The organism is Chryseolinea lacunae (assembly GCF_016735595.1).
Classification (GTDB): domain Bacteria; phylum Bacteroidota; class Bacteroidia; order Cytophagales; family Cyclobacteriaceae; genus Chryseolinea; species Chryseolinea lacunae.
On sequence record NZ_JAERRB010000005.1, the window covers coordinates 342,317 to 360,810 of the forward strand.

Annotated in this window: 17 protein-coding genes; 15 read left to right on the top strand and 2 right to left on the bottom strand. The window is 53.6% G+C overall.

Annotated features, from left to right (window positions below; all coding sequences use genetic code 11):
- Positions 1-6: 6 nt before the first annotated feature.
- Positions 7-471, top strand: coding sequence for a pantetheine-phosphate adenylyltransferase (coaD, locus tag JI741_RS17005; RefSeq protein WP_202011685.1), 465 nt, complete (start codon positions 7-9; stop codon positions 469-471).
- A gap of 27 nt (positions 472-498) precedes the next feature.
- Here coaD and JI741_RS17010 read toward each other — a convergent pair whose 3' ends face one another.
- Positions 499-1,185, bottom strand: coding sequence for an NUDIX hydrolase (locus tag JI741_RS17010; RefSeq protein WP_202011687.1), 687 nt, complete (start codon positions 1,183-1,185; stop codon positions 499-501).
- 169 nt (positions 1,186-1,354) lie between these two features.
- Between JI741_RS17010 and pyrE the strand changes: the two genes are divergently transcribed.
- The 7 genes from pyrE to JI741_RS17045 all read left to right on the top strand — a co-directional run bounded on the left by pyrE (position 1,355) and on the right by JI741_RS17045 (position 8,574).
- Entirely contained in the window at positions 1,355-2,005 is a 651-nt protein-coding gene (pyrE, locus tag JI741_RS17015; protein ID WP_202011689.1) for an orotate phosphoribosyltransferase, read from the top strand.
- Positions 2,006-2,014: 9 nt separating this feature from the next.
- Positions 2,015-3,223 (top strand): FAD-dependent oxidoreductase, encoded by a 1,209-nt coding sequence (locus tag JI741_RS17020; RefSeq protein ID WP_202011691.1) that lies wholly within the window; start codon positions 2,015-2,017, stop codon positions 3,221-3,223.
- Positions 3,224-3,268: 45 nt separating this feature from the next.
- A complete protein-coding gene (gene fmt / locus JI741_RS17025; RefSeq protein ID WP_202011693.1) occupies positions 3,269-4,189 on the top strand; it encodes a methionyl-tRNA formyltransferase in 921 nt (306 codons plus the stop codon).
- 52 nt (positions 4,190-4,241) lie between these two features.
- Positions 4,242-4,754, top strand: coding sequence for a dihydrofolate reductase (locus JI741_RS17030; protein ID WP_202011695.1), 513 nt, complete (start codon positions 4,242-4,244; stop codon positions 4,752-4,754).
- A 25-nt stretch (positions 4,755-4,779) separates the two neighbouring features.
- Positions 4,780-5,580: an SDR family oxidoreductase gene (locus JI741_RS17035; RefSeq protein ID WP_202011697.1), complete on the top strand. Its 801-nt coding sequence runs from the start codon at positions 4,780-4,782 to the stop codon at positions 5,578-5,580.
- Positions 5,581-5,593: 13 nt separating this feature from the next.
- Positions 5,594-6,934 (top strand): glycosyltransferase, encoded by a 1,341-nt coding sequence (locus JI741_RS17040; protein ID WP_202011700.1) that lies wholly within the window; start codon positions 5,594-5,596, stop codon positions 6,932-6,934.
- A gap of 83 nt (positions 6,935-7,017) precedes the next feature.
- Positions 7,018-8,574 carry a glycoside hydrolase family 32 protein gene (locus JI741_RS17045; protein ID WP_202011702.1) on the top strand — a complete coding sequence of 519 codons (1,557 nt, stop codon included), beginning with the start codon at positions 7,018-7,020 and terminating at the stop codon, positions 8,572-8,574.
- Between the two features lie 92 nt (positions 8,575-8,666).
- Here JI741_RS17045 and JI741_RS17050 read toward each other — a convergent pair whose 3' ends face one another.
- Entirely contained in the window at positions 8,667-9,569 is a 903-nt protein-coding gene (locus tag JI741_RS17050) for a serine hydrolase (protein ID WP_369411813.1), read from the bottom strand.
- Positions 9,570-9,655: 86 nt separating this feature from the next.
- Here JI741_RS17050 and JI741_RS17055 point away from each other — a divergent pair, with 86 nt between their 5' ends.
- The 7 genes from JI741_RS17055 to JI741_RS17085 all read left to right on the top strand — a co-directional run bounded on the left by JI741_RS17055 (position 9,656) and on the right by JI741_RS17085 (position 18,464).
- On the top strand, positions 9,656-10,099 hold the full coding sequence (locus JI741_RS17055) for a nuclear transport factor 2 family protein (RefSeq protein ID WP_202011704.1): 444 nt from the start codon (positions 9,656-9,658) through the stop codon (positions 10,097-10,099).
- Positions 10,100-10,376: 277 nt separating this feature from the next.
- Positions 10,377-12,788 carry an ABC transporter permease gene (locus JI741_RS17060; RefSeq protein WP_202011706.1) on the top strand — a complete coding sequence of 804 codons (2,412 nt, stop codon included), beginning with the start codon at positions 10,377-10,379 and terminating at the stop codon, positions 12,786-12,788.
- Positions 12,789-12,867: 79 nt separating this feature from the next.
- The gene (locus tag JI741_RS17065; RefSeq protein WP_202011708.1) at positions 12,868-14,304 is read left to right on the top strand and encodes an amidohydrolase family protein; all 1,437 of its coding nucleotides are present in this window, start codon (positions 12,868-12,870) and stop codon (positions 14,302-14,304) included.
- Positions 14,301-15,950 carry an amidase gene (locus JI741_RS17070; protein ID WP_202011710.1) on the top strand — a complete coding sequence of 550 codons (1,650 nt, stop codon included), beginning with the start codon at positions 14,301-14,303 and terminating at the stop codon, positions 15,948-15,950. The genes JI741_RS17065 and JI741_RS17070 overlap by 4 nt, the downstream gene beginning before the upstream one ends.
- Before the next feature lie 210 nt (positions 15,951-16,160).
- The gene (locus JI741_RS17075) at positions 16,161-16,505 is read left to right on the top strand and encodes a hypothetical protein (RefSeq protein ID WP_202011712.1); all 345 of its coding nucleotides are present in this window, start codon (positions 16,161-16,163) and stop codon (positions 16,503-16,505) included.
- A 294-nt stretch (positions 16,506-16,799) separates the two neighbouring features.
- On the top strand, positions 16,800-17,672 hold the full coding sequence (locus JI741_RS17080) for an alpha/beta hydrolase (protein WP_202011714.1): 873 nt from the start codon (positions 16,800-16,802) through the stop codon (positions 17,670-17,672).
- A 165-nt stretch (positions 17,673-17,837) separates the two neighbouring features.
- The gene (locus JI741_RS17085; protein WP_202011716.1) at positions 17,838-18,464 is read left to right on the top strand and encodes an SRPBCC domain-containing protein; all 627 of its coding nucleotides are present in this window, start codon (positions 17,838-17,840) and stop codon (positions 18,462-18,464) included.
- Positions 18,465-18,494 lie beyond the last annotated feature (30 nt).

Consider the following 18,494-nt stretch of genomic DNA (forward strand, 5'->3'; position numbering starts at 1 on the left):
CGACCTATGGCAAAACGAATCGCCCTCTTCCCCGGATCGTTCGATCCCTTCACCAAAGGACATGAAGACATTGTGCTGAGAGGCCTGCAGATGTTTGACGAGATCATTGTAGCCATTGGCTATAACAGCCAGAAGAGCAATCGCTATTTCGAAATCGATTTTATGGTGGAGCGCATCAGTTATGCCTTCCGCAATTATCCCAACATCACCGTAGTGAAATTCTCGGAGCTGACGGCCGAATTTGCCCGCAAGAACCACGCGCGTTTCCTGCTGCGCGGGCTGCGCAACACCACCGACTTTGAATATGAAAACAGCATCTCGCAAGTGAACCGGAAGCTGTTTCCCGAAATGGAATCCGTGTTCCTCATCACCACGCCGCACCTGGCCTGGATCAGCTCGTCAATCATTCGCGAGGTGCATAAATATGGTGGTGACGTGTCGGAGTTTATCCCCTACGCACTGGAGCCGTAATCAAATCAGATTTTTCTCTTTACGAACTTATTTGGCGGGGTTGATCTCCATCACTTCGTAGTATTGTTCAAAAACGTAGCTGATGGATTTGTAGGAATGTTCGAGGGCGTGGTATACTTCCTTGCGGTTCATCCAGCGAGTCTCTTCAATGTCTTCGGTGATTTGTGCGCGCATCTTTGTGTCGTCGATCACGTCCATGACATACCAGCGCGTTTTTTTCATCATGGCACGTTTGTTCATGGTGTAGGTGTGCCAGGTGGTGCATATTTTCTGGCCGAGCTTCACCGACACGTTGCACTCTTCTTCCACTTCGCGCACGGCCGTTTCCTTGTTGCTTTCACCTTTCTCGCGTTTGCCTTTGGGAAGGTCCCACTTTTTGAGGCGATAGATCATGAGAAACTTATCCTTCTTGCGCACCAGTCCGCCGGCGGCCTTCACCACCTTGAATTTGCTGCGCAGGTAGGTTTTGATGGCGTCGTAGTCTTTCACGGATACACTCACGGAGAGCACGCTTGTGGGCACTTTGGCGTCGAGGAAGTTGAGCAGCACGTTGGTTTCGGCTTCGCCCGCATTTTGCACCCACACGTGATGGATGAGCTTGGCTTGCGTGACGGGCTCCACAGCGGCGTCAATGATGTGGTTCACCCGGCCCTCGCCGGGTTGTTCATCTGCCTTAAGAATCCGGACGGGAATGTCGTTGATAAAAATGATCATGGGCCGATGAGTTTACTACTTAACCACGTTCGCAAAAGAGCAAATAATTTGCAACGTGGCAAGGGGGTTTGGTGATTTTTTGCCGGGCGGCCGACAAGATTTTTTTTCGTGCACACGTTCGGGGGCCGGGCATTTACCGGAAAGGATTTTAATTCTAACTTTCGGCACTATGCCAATCATCAAAGTACAAGAAGAAACGGCCGCAAAGGTTGCCGCCATGCTGCTGCAAATCCAGGCCATCAAGCTCAATACCGACAAACCGTTCACATGGAGTTCGGGATGGAAGTCGCCTATTTATTGCGATAACCGCCTGTCGCTGTCGTATCCGGAGATCCGGACGGCCATCAAGCACGGGCTGGTGCAAGCCATCCGCGAAAATTTCTTCACGGTCGAAGCGGTGGCCGGTGTGGCCACCGCGGGCATTGCGCAAGGCGCCCTGGTGGCGGAAGCGCTGAACGTACCCTTTTTGTATGTCCGCCCTAAACCAAAAGACCACGGCATGGAAAACCTCATTGAAGGTCGCGTGGTGAAAGGCCAGAAGGTGGTGGTGGTGGAAGACCTGGTGTCGACCGGTGGCAGCTCGCTGAAAGCGGTGCAGGCCCTTCGCGAAGCCGGCTTCGAAGTGCTGGGCATGGTGTCGATCTTCAACTATGGATTCGACATTGCCACCCGCAATTTCTACGAGGCCAACACGTCGCTGATCAGCCTTAGCGACTACAGCCATTTGCTGAAATATTCGCAGGAACAAAACTATGTTTCCGAAGATCAGATCACCTCGCTGAAAGCCTGGCGGGTAGACCCTGCAAACTGGAAAAAATAAGCCCGCAGCATGACACTCCCCAACCTGAACACCTTCGCGCCCAACGCACGCCCGGAAGCCCTGGCGTCGAAACGCGCACCGGCCTTTGCCAAAGGGTCGAGCGTGGTGGTGGTGGGTGCCGGGGCCTTTGGCGGGTGGTCGGCGCTTTACCTGCTGCGCAAGGGATTTCAGGTGACCTTGGTTGACGCATGGGGTGCGGGGAATTCGCGTTCCAGCTCCGGCGACGAAACCCGTGTGATCCGCTCCACCTATGGTGCTAACCAGACGTATTTCGATCTGAACGTTCGCGCCCTGGAACTGTGGAAAGAGAACCAGGCGCGCTTTGATAAAAAATTATTTTTCAACACCGGCGTGCTGTGGTTTTGTTATGACGAAAAAACACCGCTTGTTGACGACTCCATCGCGTTTGCCCGGCGGCACACGATGGACTATGAATACCTGACCACGCAGGAACTGAACCGCCGCTATCCGCAGATCCACACCCACGACCTTCATCACGCTTACCTCGATCCGTATGGTGGCTACCTGAAAGCGCGCGAATCGATGCAAGCCGTGCAGACCGCCGTGGCGGAAGAAGGAGGACACTACATCCAGGCACACGTCCAGCCCATGCCTGAACAGCACGGCACGCTGGAAACCCTGCACCTCTCGAATGGCGACACGCTGACGGCCGATGCGTTTGTGTTTGCCTGTGGTGCGTGGATGGGCACCATGTTTCCCGAACTGTTGCAACGACAAGTGAACTGCACAAAGCAGGAAGTATATTATTTCGGCGCACCGGCCCGCCACGCCGCAGCCTTTGAACATTTGCCCGTGTGGATTGATGTGGACGGCCAGGATTTTTATTATGGCATTCCGGGCAACACCCACCGCGGCTTCAAGATCGGCGTGGACATTCGCGGCGATGTTTTTGATCCCACTCATGGTGACCACACTCTGACGCCCGAGGCGCTGACAAAAGCACGCACGTTTCTGGCGCATCGCTTTCCCCAGCTGAGAGATGCACCCCTCAGCGAAAGCCGTGTGTGTCCCTATGAAAACAGCAGCGACGGCAACTTCATCTTCGACCTTCATCCCGAAACCGACAATGTGTTTTTGCTGGGTGGCGGATCGGGCCACGGTTTCAAACACGGCCCCGCGCTGGGCGAGCAGGTGGCGCAAACGCTGGCCGGCGAACGCCAGCTCTCTGAAATGTTCGCCCTAAAAAAAACAGATTGACGGCGGGGCGTTGTATGTTTGCCTCCTGTTAACATCAACATCCCGATGAACGACCTACGCATCATCTTTATGGGCACACCTGAATTTGCTGTGCCCAGCCTGGAGATTCTTATCCAGAACAATTTCAACGTGGTGGCTGTGGTCACGGCGTCCGACAAACCACAGGGCCGCGGGCAGAAGATTGTGTATTCGCCGGTGAAGGAGTGCGCGTTGCAACACAACGTGCCCGTGCTACAACCTACCAACCTGAAGTCGCCCGAGTTTCAGGAAGAGTTGAAGCGCTTTCAAGCCAACCTTCAGGTGGTGGTGGCATTTCGCATGTTGCCGGAAGCCGTGTGGGCCATGCCGGCCATTGGCACGTTTAATTTGCATGCGTCGCTGTTGCCCGACTATCGCGGGGCGGCGCCCATCAACTGGGCGGTGATCAATGGCGAGAAAGAAACCGGGGTGACCACGTTTTTTCTGAAGCACGAGATCGACACGGGCAGCATCATTTTTCAGGAGAAAGAAACCATTGCAGACAACGACACCGTGGGCACGCTCTACACGCGGCTCATGGCAAAAGGCGCAGCATTGGTGTTGAAGACTGTGAACGCCATTCAACAGGGCGATTATCCCGCCGTGCCACAGCCTGAACCTGCGGTGAACAAACATGCGCCAAAAATCTTTAAAGAAACGTGTGAAGTGCAGTGGGACAAGCCCGCCGTGGCCGTGCGGAATTTTGTGCGGGGTCTTAGCCCCTACCCCGCGGCGTGGTGCGTGCTGGCGGGCAAAACCTATAAACTCTTCGCGGTGTCGGCAACGGAAAAAGCCGCCGGTCAAAATTCTCCGGGCGACATGGACACTGACAACAAAAATTATCTTTACATTAAAGCATCCGACGGGTGGCTCTCCATCGACGAACTTCAGCCGGAAGGCAAACGGCGAATGAGTATCCAGGATTTTTTCAGAGGAAATAAATTGTAAACGCTCACGCTTGATTAAAAATCAAAGCACGCAGAAATTGTAACACAAGCGTATGATCATCTCGCTCATTGCGGCCATGGCGCAAAACCATACCATCGGAAAAAACAATGACCTGCCGTGGCGGCTGCCCGACGACATGAAATTTTTCATGGACACCACCAAAGGCCACCACACCATTATGGGTCGCAAAAACTACGATTCGATTCCGGAAAAATTCAGGCCCTTGCCCAACCGCACCAACATTGTGGTGACGCGCCAGCTGGGCTTTAAGGCACCAGGTTGCCTGGTGGTGCACTCGCTGGAGAAAGCGCTGGAGATTGCCGAGAACAACGGCGAACGCGAAGTCTTTATGATTGGTGGCGCCGAGATTTATTCAGCCAGCCTGCCCCTTGCGGACCGACTTTACCTGACGGAGATTCACGCCGTGATTGATGGCGACACCTTTTTTCCGGCGTTCGCGCCAACCGCGTGGAAAGAAACGTCGCGCATAAAACACGCGTCCGATTCGCGTCACCAACATGCATTCGATTTTGTGACCTACGACCGCACGCCACCAAAAGTCTGATGTTGTTAGCGAAACTTCCGTTGCTATGGCCCGTGTGAAAAACAAAGTGATCTGGCTCACGGGGGCTTCGTCGGGAATCGGTGAGGCGCTGGCCTATGAACTTGCCCGTCGGGGCGCGAGGCTTATTCTCTCGGCACGACGCAAAGAAGAATTGGAACGTGTGAAAGGCAATTGCAGCGTCGAGGCCCAAGCCAACATCCACACACTGCCGCTCGATCTCACACAGCCGGCCACCCTGCAACTCTCAACCCAGGCCGCCATTCAGGTGTTTGGTCATATCGACATCCTCATCAACAACGCCGGCATGCGACAACGCAGCCTCATTCAGGAAACATCGCTGGAAATGGATCGCAAAATGATGGAGGTAAATTATTTCGGCACAATCGCCATCACCAAATATTTGCTGCCGCATTTTGTGCAACGCAAAGGCGGACACTTTGCCAACATCAGCAGTGTGACGGGGAAATTCGGAACACCCTACCGCTCGGGCTATGCGGCCACCAAACACGCCCTCCACGGTTTCTTCGACGCCCTGCGTGCCGAACATTGGAAAGACCACGTGTCGGTGACCATGATCTGTCCCGGCTTTATCCGCACAAACGCCTACGGGAAACCTTCGGCCGACGAAAATTCGCCGGCCACAAAAGAAGAAGAATTCCGGGCGCGAGGCAAGTCGCCCGAGTGGTGTGCGCACAAAATTGTGCGGGCCATAGAACGCAGGAAAGAAGAAGTGTATCTGGGTGGACGCGAGGTGATGGGAGTTTACATCAAACGCTTTTTTCCGTCGTTGTTTTCGCGAATCATCCGAAAAGTTTCCACTCGATAGTTTTTTTTGAAGCATGCGCATTCTGTTTCTACCCTACCATGGCTACGGGCACATTCACCCCCAGCTGGCAGTGGCCAGCATGCTGCGAACGCACGGGCATGAAGTGTTTATGGCCGGCACAACATTCTTTCAAGGCTATGTAACGCAACAGGGATTTTCATATACGCCGCTGCAATCTGTTCCGTTCGGAATGAACTTTGAAGATTGGGTGAATCAAACCAAAAAAAAACGCTGGGTCTATTTCGCGTCGTTGAAGGACCGCATCACAGACGGGCTGTATGTTCATCGCGAAAAAGAACTTCGGGCTGTGCTTGATGCCGTTCGGCCTGACGTCATTGTGCTGGACGGAACACAGGCGACCGACTTCATTGTGCTCTATCCCCTTCTGAAACAGCGGGGCATCCGCGTCGCCGTGCTGCACGCCATGTTGCCCACGCACGTGCTGCCCGGCAGGCCCCCCGTGAACAGCGACGTGTTTCCCTCAGACGAAGAAGGGTGCGAGGATGCCCTTTGGAAACTGGAAGAAAAGCAAACCAAAAAACAGGAACGTCAGAAATTCAAATACGCCGGCTTCGACGACGTATACATCCTTTCGCGACGGATGAAAAAAAATCGCGTGCCCGAAAAATACTGGTCGTCGTTGCGCAGTCTGCTGAATTTCTCCATCGACTGCATCCCGCAATATATTATAGCACCCCGCGCATTTGACTTTCCCGATTTCAAAAATCAACCCTATCATCACTACCTGGGCTTTTTGGTTGGGACCAAGATGACCAGTAGTAACAGCCGGGAATTTGCCGAAGCACTTCCCCGCCTGCTGGAACGGAAACAGCGTGAGCAACGAAAGCTTTTGTATTGCGCATTTGGCACGCTTGAAGGCGATCAGAAAAAGCTGATCACGTTGTTTCTGAACAAACTGATTGCCATAGTGAAGCAGACCCCTCATCTGCTGATCGTCTCCACCAAACAAAAGAACGAATTGACCTCACCCTTGCCCGACAATGTGTATGTGTTTGACTTTGTTCAACAGACTTTGTTGTTGCAGCACACAGACCTGTTCATTTCGCATGGGGGCTTCAATTCGGTGAGCGAGTCCATTCAGGCCGAAGTGCCCATGTTGCTCTATCCTGTGCACGACGCCTTTGATCCACGCGGCAACAGCACCCGGGTGGTCTATCATGGTATGGGTTTGCGCGGCGATGTGCAGGAACCGGAAGCGGAAGTGCTGGAAAAGATATCGGAGCTATTGGGCAATCCGCTTTACAAACAATGCTTGCGAAAAATGAACGAGGCGAACGAGGCCTGCACCGCAGAGCGCTTCATAGCCGCCTTTCAACCGGTGCTCGTAGATTGAATTGCCACGCATTTTCCGGAGCATTCATTTCGCATGCGTGGAAAAACACAATTCGCTTTGTAACTTCACCTAAACCCAGCGTCATGAAAAAAATAGTATTCCTTCTGATTCCTGTTGTTGCTCTTCTGGGCTGTGGCCGCAAGGCTCCGGTGGAAGCGCCTGCCAAAACATCGACCGATTCGGTGAAACGTTATGCCGAAAATTACCGGCCACAATTTCACTTCTCGCCCGACCACAACTGGACCAACGATCCGAACGGACTTGTCTATTACCAGGGCGAATATCATCTCTTCTATCAATACAATCCCTATGGCGACCGCTGGGGTCACATGAGTTGGGGACACGCCGTGAGCAAGGACCTGTTGCACTGGGAACATATGCCGGTAGCCATCGAAGAATATGTTGACAAAACATCGGGTGACAGCACCATGATTTTTTCGGGCAGCGCCGTGGCCGACCTCACCAACACCAGTGGTTTTTTCCCAAAAGATTCGGGTGGGCTGGTGGCCATCTACACGTCTCACATTCACCGCCGCGGGCAACAGCTCACGCAGCATCAAAGCATTGCCCACAGCAGCGATCGCGGACGCACGTTTACACGCTACGAAAACAATCCGGTGCTCGACATCAAGCTGAAAGATTTTCGCGATCCGAAAGTATTCTGGTATGCACCGGAAAAAAAATGGGTGATGACCGTGGTGATCCCCAACCGATACCAGGCACAGTTCTATGAATCCAAAAATCTGAAAGACTGGAAACTGCTGAGCACCTTTGGCCCGCTGGGCGACACGGCAAAAATCTGGGAGTGCCCCGACCTGATGCAGGTGCCCGACGCCAGCGATCCGTCGAAAAAGAAATGGGTGCTTCTCATTTCGAACTCACATCCACAAGGCCCGACCTATGTGGGCATGCAATATTTTGTCGGAAACTTTGACGGAAAAAAATTCACGCCCGAGAACCCCAAACAATATCCGTTGTATCTGGACCATGGAAAAGATTTTTATGCGGCGGTGAGCTTTAGCAATGTGCCGGAGCAAGACGGACGCACCATCATTCTCGGATGGGCCAACAACTGGGCCTACGGCCAGCACATTCCCACCGCGCCGTGGCGTAGTGCCATGACGTTGCCGCGCGAATTGTATCTGGTGAAGACCGCGTCAGGCTTGCGCCTGCAACAGCACCCGGTGCGCGAACTGGCCACGTTGCGCGGCGACAGCGTTGCCATGCAGGCTTCGGGTGAGACACCCATTGGAAAGGCAACCGAGGTGGAGTATGTCTTCACCGGCGGAACGGCAACGTCGTTTGGCATAACCCTGGCCACGGGTGCGAATGAGCAAACGCGTATCGGCTACGACAAGACCAAAGGCGAAGTGTTTGTGGATCGCACCGCGTCGGGCAATGTGAGCTTTGATCCGGCATTTCCCAGCATTGAACGCGCACCCGCATCGTTGAAAAACGGTGTATTGAAATTGCACGTCTACATCGATCACTCTATTGTGGAAGTTTATATCAATGACGGCGACCAGGTGATTACCGATCAGATTTTTCCTTCGTCCAACTATGCTCTGAAGCTGTGGAGCGAAGGCGGTGATGCAAAAACCGATCTGCAGATCTGGGATGTGAAATCGGTGTGGCCTTAGCGGCCACTACGCGCAATTTTCTTGATCATTAAAATCAACATATCACGCAACAGTCGACATGCAGTTAGCATACCGTTCCTTCTGGAACGGGTTCATTCTTCCTTTTGCTGCGCCACGTAGTTGTAGATGATTTTGGAAACGGTGCTTAGCGCTTCAACGCCTGCCTTTTCATCTTTCAGTTGTTTCGACAACAGAATGAGCACATACTTGCGGCCATCGGGCAAAAAGACAATGGCCGAGTCATGATGAACGCCGGTGACCCATCCGGTTTTGTGGGCCACTTTCACGCTGTCGGGAAGCTGGGCGGGAATGATGTCGTTGTATTTCTGGTCGAGCAGGATGTTGACCATGGCTTTTGAGGCTTCGGGATTCACCGCCTCGCCGTTGGCCAGTTTTTCAAAAATCACCAGCAGGTCGTAGGCGGTGGTAACGTTGTTTAGTTTTTTCTCGAACGCCTTTTGGTCCTCCACGCCCCGACGCACCTGAATGTCTTTGGCTCCCAAGTCGCGCACGGTCTGCGTCACCTTTTTGCCATCGGCCATTTCGATGAGAATGTTTGTAGACAGGTTGCTGCTGACGGTGATCATTTCGTAGACCAGCGAGGCGATGGTTCTTTTTTTGCCCAGCTGGTTATAAAGTTCATACTCGCTGTCGTCTTTGGGATCGAGGCTGTAGGCACTGCTGTCGACAATGCTCTTGAAATCATTCTTCAATACAATTGAATCCTGTAGCGAATATCTTCCTTCGGCCGCTTGCTTAAACACTTCGATCATGACGGGCGTTTTCATGGTGCTGGCCGCATGAAAGGTGTCGTGTTCGTTCATCAGAATTTCGTCGCCAGTGCCCAGGTCATGGAAGGCCACGGCAAATGTTCCTTCCTGTGCAGACAGCACGCTGGCTATTTCATCTTTTACTTTTTCTTTTTCGGATTTGCAGGAAGCGAGAACAACGCCAAGGGCCAGCGTCAGAAACACGATGCGGGAACGATTCATCATAGGGCGTGCAGAAAAGATTTAGGCTTCCTAAATTTAGCAATACAAATCATTATCTTAACCGTTTAATTTTTTTAACCCCTCTATCCATGAATTCTAAAACGACCACTCTTCTGCTCTTCACCCTGGCGGCGGCGATCTTTGCCTGTGCGCCAAAGAAAACGGAAACGTCGGATTCCAACCATGACGAGGCCACGCGTAGTGTGCTGGAACACCACTGGAAATCGTTTCAGGACCGCGACATCGATGGGCTTATGTCCGACTATACCGACGAGTCCATTCTCATCACACCCGACCGGACTTACAAAGGGCTGGCCGAAATCCGCGACAATTATATAAAGGCTTTCGCGGTGTTTCCCAAAGATTCCACTACCATGAAAATCACCAAAACGATTGTGCAGGACGACCTGGGTTATATTCTGTGGGAGGCGACAGTTCCGAAGTTTAAACTTCCCTATGCCACCGACACCTTCATTATCCGAAACGGAAAAATTGCCCGACAAACCTTCGCCGGCGCACCCGATTTTCTCTGAACAATTGTGCGCGTAGCCCGGCGGTAAGTTGCATCGCTGGATTTGGATGAACGTGGACAATCAACGTTGCTGGCAGGCCTTTATCAGTCGCCCGAACAGTCCGCCAACGCACAGACCTGACCGTGATTGAACAAACGTGTTTGTTGCAAAGGGCGATTCCGGCGCAATGGAGGATGTTGGCGAGTTTGGTTCGAATTTGGAATAGCGTCTTGTAAAGTATATCCGGACGCACTGCCTTTTTGGGCTGCGCGATCAATGGAACCTAACACCAAACCGCATGGCTCTTCATTCCCTTACCCTCGCGTGGCGCAATCTGGTCCGTCACAAATCGTTTACCATCATCAACGTGCTGGGGCTTTCCATCGGCATCACGTGCTGTCTTTCGTTGCTGGTGTTTGTGCAGTATGAAACGAGCTTCGATGCCTATCATAAACACGCCTCCCAAACCTACCGGGTGGTCGAAGATTTCAAAAACCCCGAGGGCACGTTGCATTGGAACACCACGGCCTATCCACTGGCCGAAGCGCTGCGCAACGACTTCCAGGAAATTCCCCTCGTGACACAAACGGCCGGACCGCTGCATCGCCTGTTCAAGATTGAAGATGCACAGGGCAACGTGTCGCGCTATGAAGAAGACCGCGTGATGATGGTGGACCCGTTCTATCCTAAAGTGTTCGACATTGCCTGGCTCGCGGGCAACCCGGAAACCGCATTGCTCCAACCCAACTCTGCCGTGCTCACCGAAACCCTGGCGCGCAAGTTTTTTGGCGACGCCATGAAAAGCCATGAATCTGTTTTAGGCAAACACATCCTCCTCGAAAACAAAGACGAGCTCACCGTGACAGGGCTTGTGGCCGATGCGCCCATGAACAGCAACCTGCGCTACACGATGCTCATTCCGTATGCGTTTTTCAAAGTCAACAATCCCTACTTCAGTGGCAACTGGTCGGGCAACTACCAGGGCACAACCTTTGTGGTTTTGCAGCCCGGCCAATCGGCCGCCGCGCTTGAAACGCGCATTGCCGCGTGGAAGAAAAAATACCTGAAGCCCGAAGACGACAAACGTATTTCCTATGCACTACAACCACTGACCGAAGCCCACAACGACGAGCTGTATGGCGCCGGGCCGCAGGGCTACACCATGCCGCAAAAGTTTATCTTCGCCGCCACAGGCATCGGCTTTTTTATCCTCCTCATCGCCTGTGTCAACTTCATCAACCTGGCCACGGCCCTGGCGGCCAACCGTGCCAAGGAAGTGGGCATCCGCAAGGTGCTGGGCAGTTCCAGGTTTGGGTTGGTGAAACAATTCCTGCGCGAACACAGCCTGCTCATTGTGTTGTCGCTGCTGGTGTCGCTCGCGCTCACGCAAGGGGTGCTGCGGTACCTCAACACGGCGTTGGCCATCATTGACCTGAAGCTGGCCATGGACGCAAACGTGTTGCTGTGGGCGCTGGGCATTGGTGTGGTGGTGATGTTGCTGGCCTGTTTCTATCCGGCCCTGGTGATGTCGGCATTGCGCCCTATCGAAGCGTTGAAAAGTAAATTCTCGGGACGCGACAGTCGCGGGCTTTCGCTGCGGCGGTCGCTCATTGTATTTCAGTTTGCCATCGTTCAGTTGTTCATCATCGCCACCATTGTGGCCGCCACGCAAATGGACTACTTCCGGCAGAAGGATCTGGGCTTTAGCAAAGACGCCGTGCTCATCACCTATATTCACAACGGCAAAGATCATGAAACCTTCCGTCAGCGGTTGTTGTCTAACCCGGCCGTTGCCGATGTCACCTTCTCGTCGAGCAGCCCCATGGCAAGCTACGACTATCGCTACGGCACCAGCTATCGCCTGCCCGCCCAGCCAGTGGAAGAGGGCAAAGAAGCCGAAATGAAAGGCGCCGACGCGAACTACCTCTCCTTCTACAATCTTCAACTGCTTGCCGGAAGAAATTTCACAAAGGTCGAGGAAAACCTGAGCGAATTTATTGTGAACGAAACCCTCCTGAAAGGTTTGGGATGGACTCCCGAAGAAGCTGTGGGCCGTCGCCTCACCATCAACGAAGGCGAAGGCACTGTGGTGGGTGTGGTGAAAGATTTTCACAACGAGTCGTTGCAGGAAGCGATCACACCCTGCCTGCTCATCAACTGGCAACCGTTTCTGGAGTTCACCAGCATCAAAGTTTCCGACCAGGCAAACCTGGCCGAAACCGTTTCGTTTGTGGAGCGCACGTGGAAGAGCACCTATCCCGAAGGCATCTATTCGTATGAGTTTCTGGACGACGCCCTGGCTCGGAAGTATGCCCTGCAGCAACTCGTGTTTCAGGGCTTCACATCGTTTGCCGGGCTCACCATCTGCATTGGTTGTCTGGGCCTCTATGGGCTACTGTCGTTCATTGCCATTCGCAAAACCAAGGAGGTTGGCATCCGCAAAGTGCTGGGCGCCTCGGTGCGACAGATTGTGATGTTGTTTAGCCGCGAGTTCATCGTGCTGTTGCTGGTGGCCTTTGCCGTGGCAGCGCCGCTCGCAGCCTGGCTCATGGAACACTGGCTCCAGGACTTTGCCTATCGCATCTCGCTTTCGTGGTGGATGTTTGTCCTGGGTGCCGTGGTTACGCTGGCCATCATGCTGTTCACCATCGGCTACAAGAGTGTGCGCGCTGGCATGGCCAACCCCGTAGATGCTTTGCGAAACGAATAAGCCATTGGCCGAAGCAACGTGAGGGCATGTTACATTCGCGGTTCATTCTTTATATTCGTATCGCATTCCCGAACGAACTATGCGATACCTGATTCTTCTGAGCATTGTGCCTGCCCTTTTGTTTTCGTGCAGCCAACGCCCATCCAAAACCGAAGTGGATGTGCTTATCCGTTCCGCCGCCATCATCCAGGTGGAAACCGGGCGGATCGACTATAACAAAACCATTGCCGTGAAGGGAGACTCGATTGTGGCCGTGGTAGATGACTCTGTCGGGGTTTCTTTTGAAGCCCACCATGTGGTGGACGCGACCGGCAAATTTGTGATTCCGGGACTGTGGGACATGCACGTGCACTTTGGTGGCGGCGACACGTTGATACAAGAGAACAAAGACCTGTTGCCGCTCTATGTGGCAAATGGCATCACGGCCGTGCGCGATTGCGCAGCCGACATCAGCCCCAGCGTTTTGCAGTGGCGAAAAGAAATTGCCGCAGGCACGCTGCAAGGTCCAACGCTCTTCACCTCGGGGCCCAAACTGGAAGGCATAAACTCGATGTGGATCGGCGACCTGGAGATCGACAACACCGAAGACATGAACAAGGCACTGGATTCGCTCCAGCACATGCAGGTGGACTTCGTTAAAATCACCGACAACACGCTGCGCCCCGCGTTGTTCCTGGAAATTCTGAAAGCAGCCAAAACACGCGGCCTTAAAACATCGGGACACATTCCCTTTGCCCTCACCATGCAGCAAGTGTCGGCCGCCGGGCTGGGTTCGGTTGAGCACATGACCTATATCCTGAAAGCCGGCTCGCGCGACGAACAGAAAATTTCGGACGCCGTGGCCGCAGGAAAACTCACCTACCGCGAAGCCCTGCCGCTGTTGCTTGATTCTTTTGACGAGCAAGTGGCCAACAAAGCCTACAACGACATGGCCGCAAACGGAACGGCCGTAGTGCCAACCCTGAACATCAGCTATCAAACTGCCTACCTCGATCAGACCGATCACCAACACGACGACTACCTGAAATACATTGGCAAGGGCCTGAAGAAAACCTACGATTGGCGCGTGGAGCGTGCCGCCAAAGACGATGCAAAAGCCATTGACACACGTCATAAAATTTACGAAAAGACAAAAACACTTTTGCCCTTGCTGCAACGGGCGGGTGTCACCATCATGGCCGGAACCGATGCCGGCTATCTGAATTCGTTCGACTATCCCGGCCTGGCCTTGCACGAGGAACTGAAACTTTTCACCGAAGCCGGGCTCACCCCGCTTGAAGCATTGCAGACCGCCATACTTCACGGCCCCGCGTTTTTGCAGAAGCCACGCTATGGCGAAGTGGTGCCCGGCAAATTCGCCGACATGCTCATCCTGAACCAAAATCCGCTGCTCGACATCCAGGCCACGCGAAGCATCGACGCTGTGATGCTGAAAGGAAAACTGCTCGACCGAAAGGCGTTGGATGCGCTGTTCGAAGACGCAGCGAAAAAAGTTCGCGAACAAACTCCCCTATGAAAAGAAGACACTTTCTGAGAACCGGCACCCTGGCGGGAATAACGCTGCCGACCTTGTTGCTTGAAGCCTGCCGCCGCGGCGTCATTAAAAATGATGTTATTGCTCCCGCGCCACCCGACGCCAACGATGCGTTTGCACTCGACGAAGTAACCCTCGACGTTTTGCAACAAAAGATGCAAAGCGGAGAATATACCTCGCGCGCCATCGTGGAGTTGTATCTGAAACGCATCGACGCCATCGACAAGAATGGGCCGGCGCTCAACGCCATTATTGAAGTGAACCCCGATGCCCTGGCATTGGCCGATGCACTTGACACCGAGCGCAAGAATGGTCGCGTGCGCGGCCCGCTGCACGGCATTCCCGTGGTGGTGAAAGACAACATCGACACCGGCGACAAGATGATGACCACGGCCGGCTCGATTGCCCTGGAAGGAAACCTGGCCGCAACCGACGCATTCATCATTGGCCGCTTGCGCGACGCAGGCGCCGTGATTCTGGGCAAAACAAATTTAAGCGAGTGGGCCAACTTCCGGTCCACGCGGTCGAGCAGCGGGTGGAGCAGTCGCGGAGGACAAACCAAAAATCCCTATGTGCTCGATCGCAATCCCTGTGGTTCCAGTTCCGGCTCGGGCACAGCCGTGGCCGCCAACCTTTGTGCCGTGGCCATTGGCACGGAAACAAACGGGTCCATTGCATGCCCCGCGTTGCTGAACGGCGTGGTGGGTATCAAACCAACGGTAGGGCTGCTGAGCCGCGCGGGCATCATTCCTATTTCGCACACCCAAGACACCGCCGGCCCCATGGCACGCACGGTGAAAGACGCTGCAATGCTGCTGGGCGCCCTCTGCGGCGTGGACCCGCACGATCCGGCCACCAGTGCCAGCGAAGGAAAAACCCATCGCGACTACACCACCTTCCTCGACAGCAACGGCCTCAACGGAAAACGCATCGGCGTGGAACAAACCTTACTGAAAGAACACGAAGGCGTGGACGCGTTGTTTCGCGAAGCTATCGAAACCATGAAAGCCGCCGGTGCCACCATTGTGGAAGTGGATGTGCGCTCGAAGATGAACGATCTTGGCGGCGCAGGCTTTGATGTGCTGAAGTATGAATTCAAACACGGTCTCAATCTCTATTTGTCGGGCGCACATGGCAAAGTGAAAACCCTGAAGGAGCTTATCGCCTTCAACCTCGCGCATGAGGCGCAGGCCATGCCGTTTTTCAAACAGGAAATCCTGGAGCTTTCCGAAGCCAAGGGCGACCTGGAAAGTGCTGAATACAAAGATGCACTGAAGAAGACGCTCACGTTATCGCGGACAGCCATCGACACGGCGCTGCGCGACAATAAACTCGATGCCATTTGCGGGCCAGCCAACGGCCCTTCGTGGTGCACCGACCTGGTGAACGGCGACGCGTTTAATGGTTATGGTGCCTACAGCACGGCGGCGCGCGCGGGCTATCCACACATCACCGTGCCCATGGGGCTTGTGGCAGGGTTGCCGGTGGGGCTGAATTTTTTCAGCACGGCCTTCGCGGAGCCAGCGCTTATTGCCATTGCCTATGCCTTCGAACAACGTTCGGCAAAACGAAGCAAGCCGTTGTTCATACCCACGTTTCAACCAACGCGCACCACGCCCGTCGCCTAGCAAATAGCCCGATCGGCGTCGCACGTGTTGTGGAATTTCTTCATCAATTCGCTACAGAATACTGAAAACCTCCACAACGCACTTTTGTTAAATTCTTCTTTCTGACGTGCAGTGCCACGGCAATCGTGGTGAAATGTTCGCGCACACGATCTGGCATGAATTTGTGAGTTCACTTTATCAAAGTATACTACACCTAACCCACAGTGCGTCATGAAAAACATCTTTATCTTCCTGGCTGGCATGTTCCTGGTGAGCATGACCGCGCAGGCCCAGGTTGAGCCCGACACCCTTTCGAATGTGCGCGAGGGCAATCCTCAGGTTGTTGCACCGAAGCTGGTGCAGGACCAAGGCTACACCAAAGACATGATCCGTGTGAAAGCGGCCGACATACCCGCTGCCGTGCAACTGGCACTGAAGGGCAATGAATATAACGGCTGGGAAGATGCCAGCCTATTCAAAAGCAAATCGGGCGACGTGTATCGTATTGAAATGAAAGACGGCGACATGACCAAAACCTACCGGTTCGATCGGCGTGGCAAACGCATCAAAGAGTAGGCGCATAAAAAACTTTGGTGAGTTGTTTTCATAGTCGTATTTGTTGACAACGCACTAGAAAGGAAGTAGCGGGGCCGTTCCCTCCGGACGGGCTCCTTCTCACTCCTCCCGGGGACCTCTTCGGTCCGGCTTCTTCAGCCCACACGGCAAGGGCTCTCCTGCCGCGTGGGCACTTTCGTTTTTAGCCCGCTGTCATTTATCGCTACCGTGGTATTGTTATTTTAAATACATTGTGATGATTGCCATACTCCCAATCAACCATGGCCGACGTTAATACCTAACTTTTATCATCACATGAAAAAAATCTTATCCCTTCTCCTGCTGTTTGCGGCCCTGGCAACCCAGGCGCAAAACGGACTCCTGAAAGAAAGCCTGAAAGTGAAAAGCGCCACGCTTGGAAAAGATGTTGAATACAGCATCTATCTTCCGGCGGACTACGACAAATCAAACCGGCAGTATCCCGTGCTCTACCTGCTGCACGGCTACTCCGACGACGAAACGGGGTGGTCGCAATTTGGCGAAGCCCAGATCATCGCCGACAAACTGCAAGGCGAAATTGCACCCATGATCATTGTAATGCCCGACGCGGGCGTGAGCTGGTACATCAACAGCTTCGACGGCAAAGTGAAATATGAAGATTTTTTTATCAAGGAATTTATACCCTTCATCGACGCGAACTATCGCACGCGCCCGGTGAAACAATACCGCGCCATTGCCGGTTTGTCCATGGGTGGCTATGGCACACTCATCATGTCTACCAAACATCCCGAACTGTTTTCGTCGGCGGCGCCCCTGAGTTCCGGTGTCTTCACTGACGATGAAATTGCCAACGGCGACGAGCGCATGTGGAAAGACGTGATGGGCGATTTGTATGGAAAGAAAGATCTCACCGGCAAGAGTCGTTTAACGGAACACTATTACAAAAACTCGCCACTCAAAATTATCGAGACCGGCAATGCCGACGAATTGAAAAAGGTGCGCTACTACATCGACTGCGGCGATAAGGATTTTCTGATTAAAGGAAACATGGCCCTGCACAGCGTCATGATCGACAAGAAAATACCACACGAGTTCCGCGTGCGCGAAGGTATGCACAATTGGACCTATTGGCGGACAGCGCTGCCGGATGTGCTGAAGTTTGTGAGTGTGAGCTTTCACCAACAGTGATTTAGTCTTTAGTCCTGAGTCGTTAGTATTGAGTAAATACAAACTCAATACTAACGACTCAATACTCAGGACTAAGGACTAAATACTCAAGACCATTTTCCGAACCTACTGCCATTCTGTTGTCACCCCGGCAGGTTTCTTTTGTGGATACTAAACTCAACGTGTATGGCGAAGCAAAAAGAAATCTACGAACTGGCCGGCGTTTCGAACGAATCGGTGAAGGGCGCCACGGGCAAGGGGTGGGCCTATTGGATTCACTATCTGGCACGAAAGAATGCCGATAGCCTTGTGCAGCGCGAGCTGGTGAAGCTTCTTCCCGCCACAGTTGCGTCGCCCTGGTGGCGGCAGAAGATTGCGTTGGGGTTTCGTGAGGCCAAGGGAAAACGGATCACAGGACAAACCGCTGCCAGTGGATTTCAGATCGGCGTGCGCCGCGCATTGCCATTGACTAAAGACGCCGCGTGGGACTTCCTCATTTCTCCGGAAGCCATGAAGATATGGCTTGGCAAAGCCATCGCCCCGGACGATACAAAACCGCGCACGGTGAAAAAAGGACTGCGCGCCGAACTGGTGGTGTTCACTCCCGGTTCTCACCTGCGCCTGCGCTGGCATCCCGACAAATGGATTTCGCCTTCCACCTTGCAAGTGCGGGTGGTGGCCGGCGCAAAAAGCTCAACCCTCAGCTTTCACCACGACGGATTACCCGACGAAGCGGCGCGCGAAGAAATGAAAGCGCATTGGAGTGCCGTGCTGGGCAAGCTTGCCGGCCAGCTTTCGAAGAATCTGACGTAGTAAGACAGCGTAGATCAATACTTGCAAGGG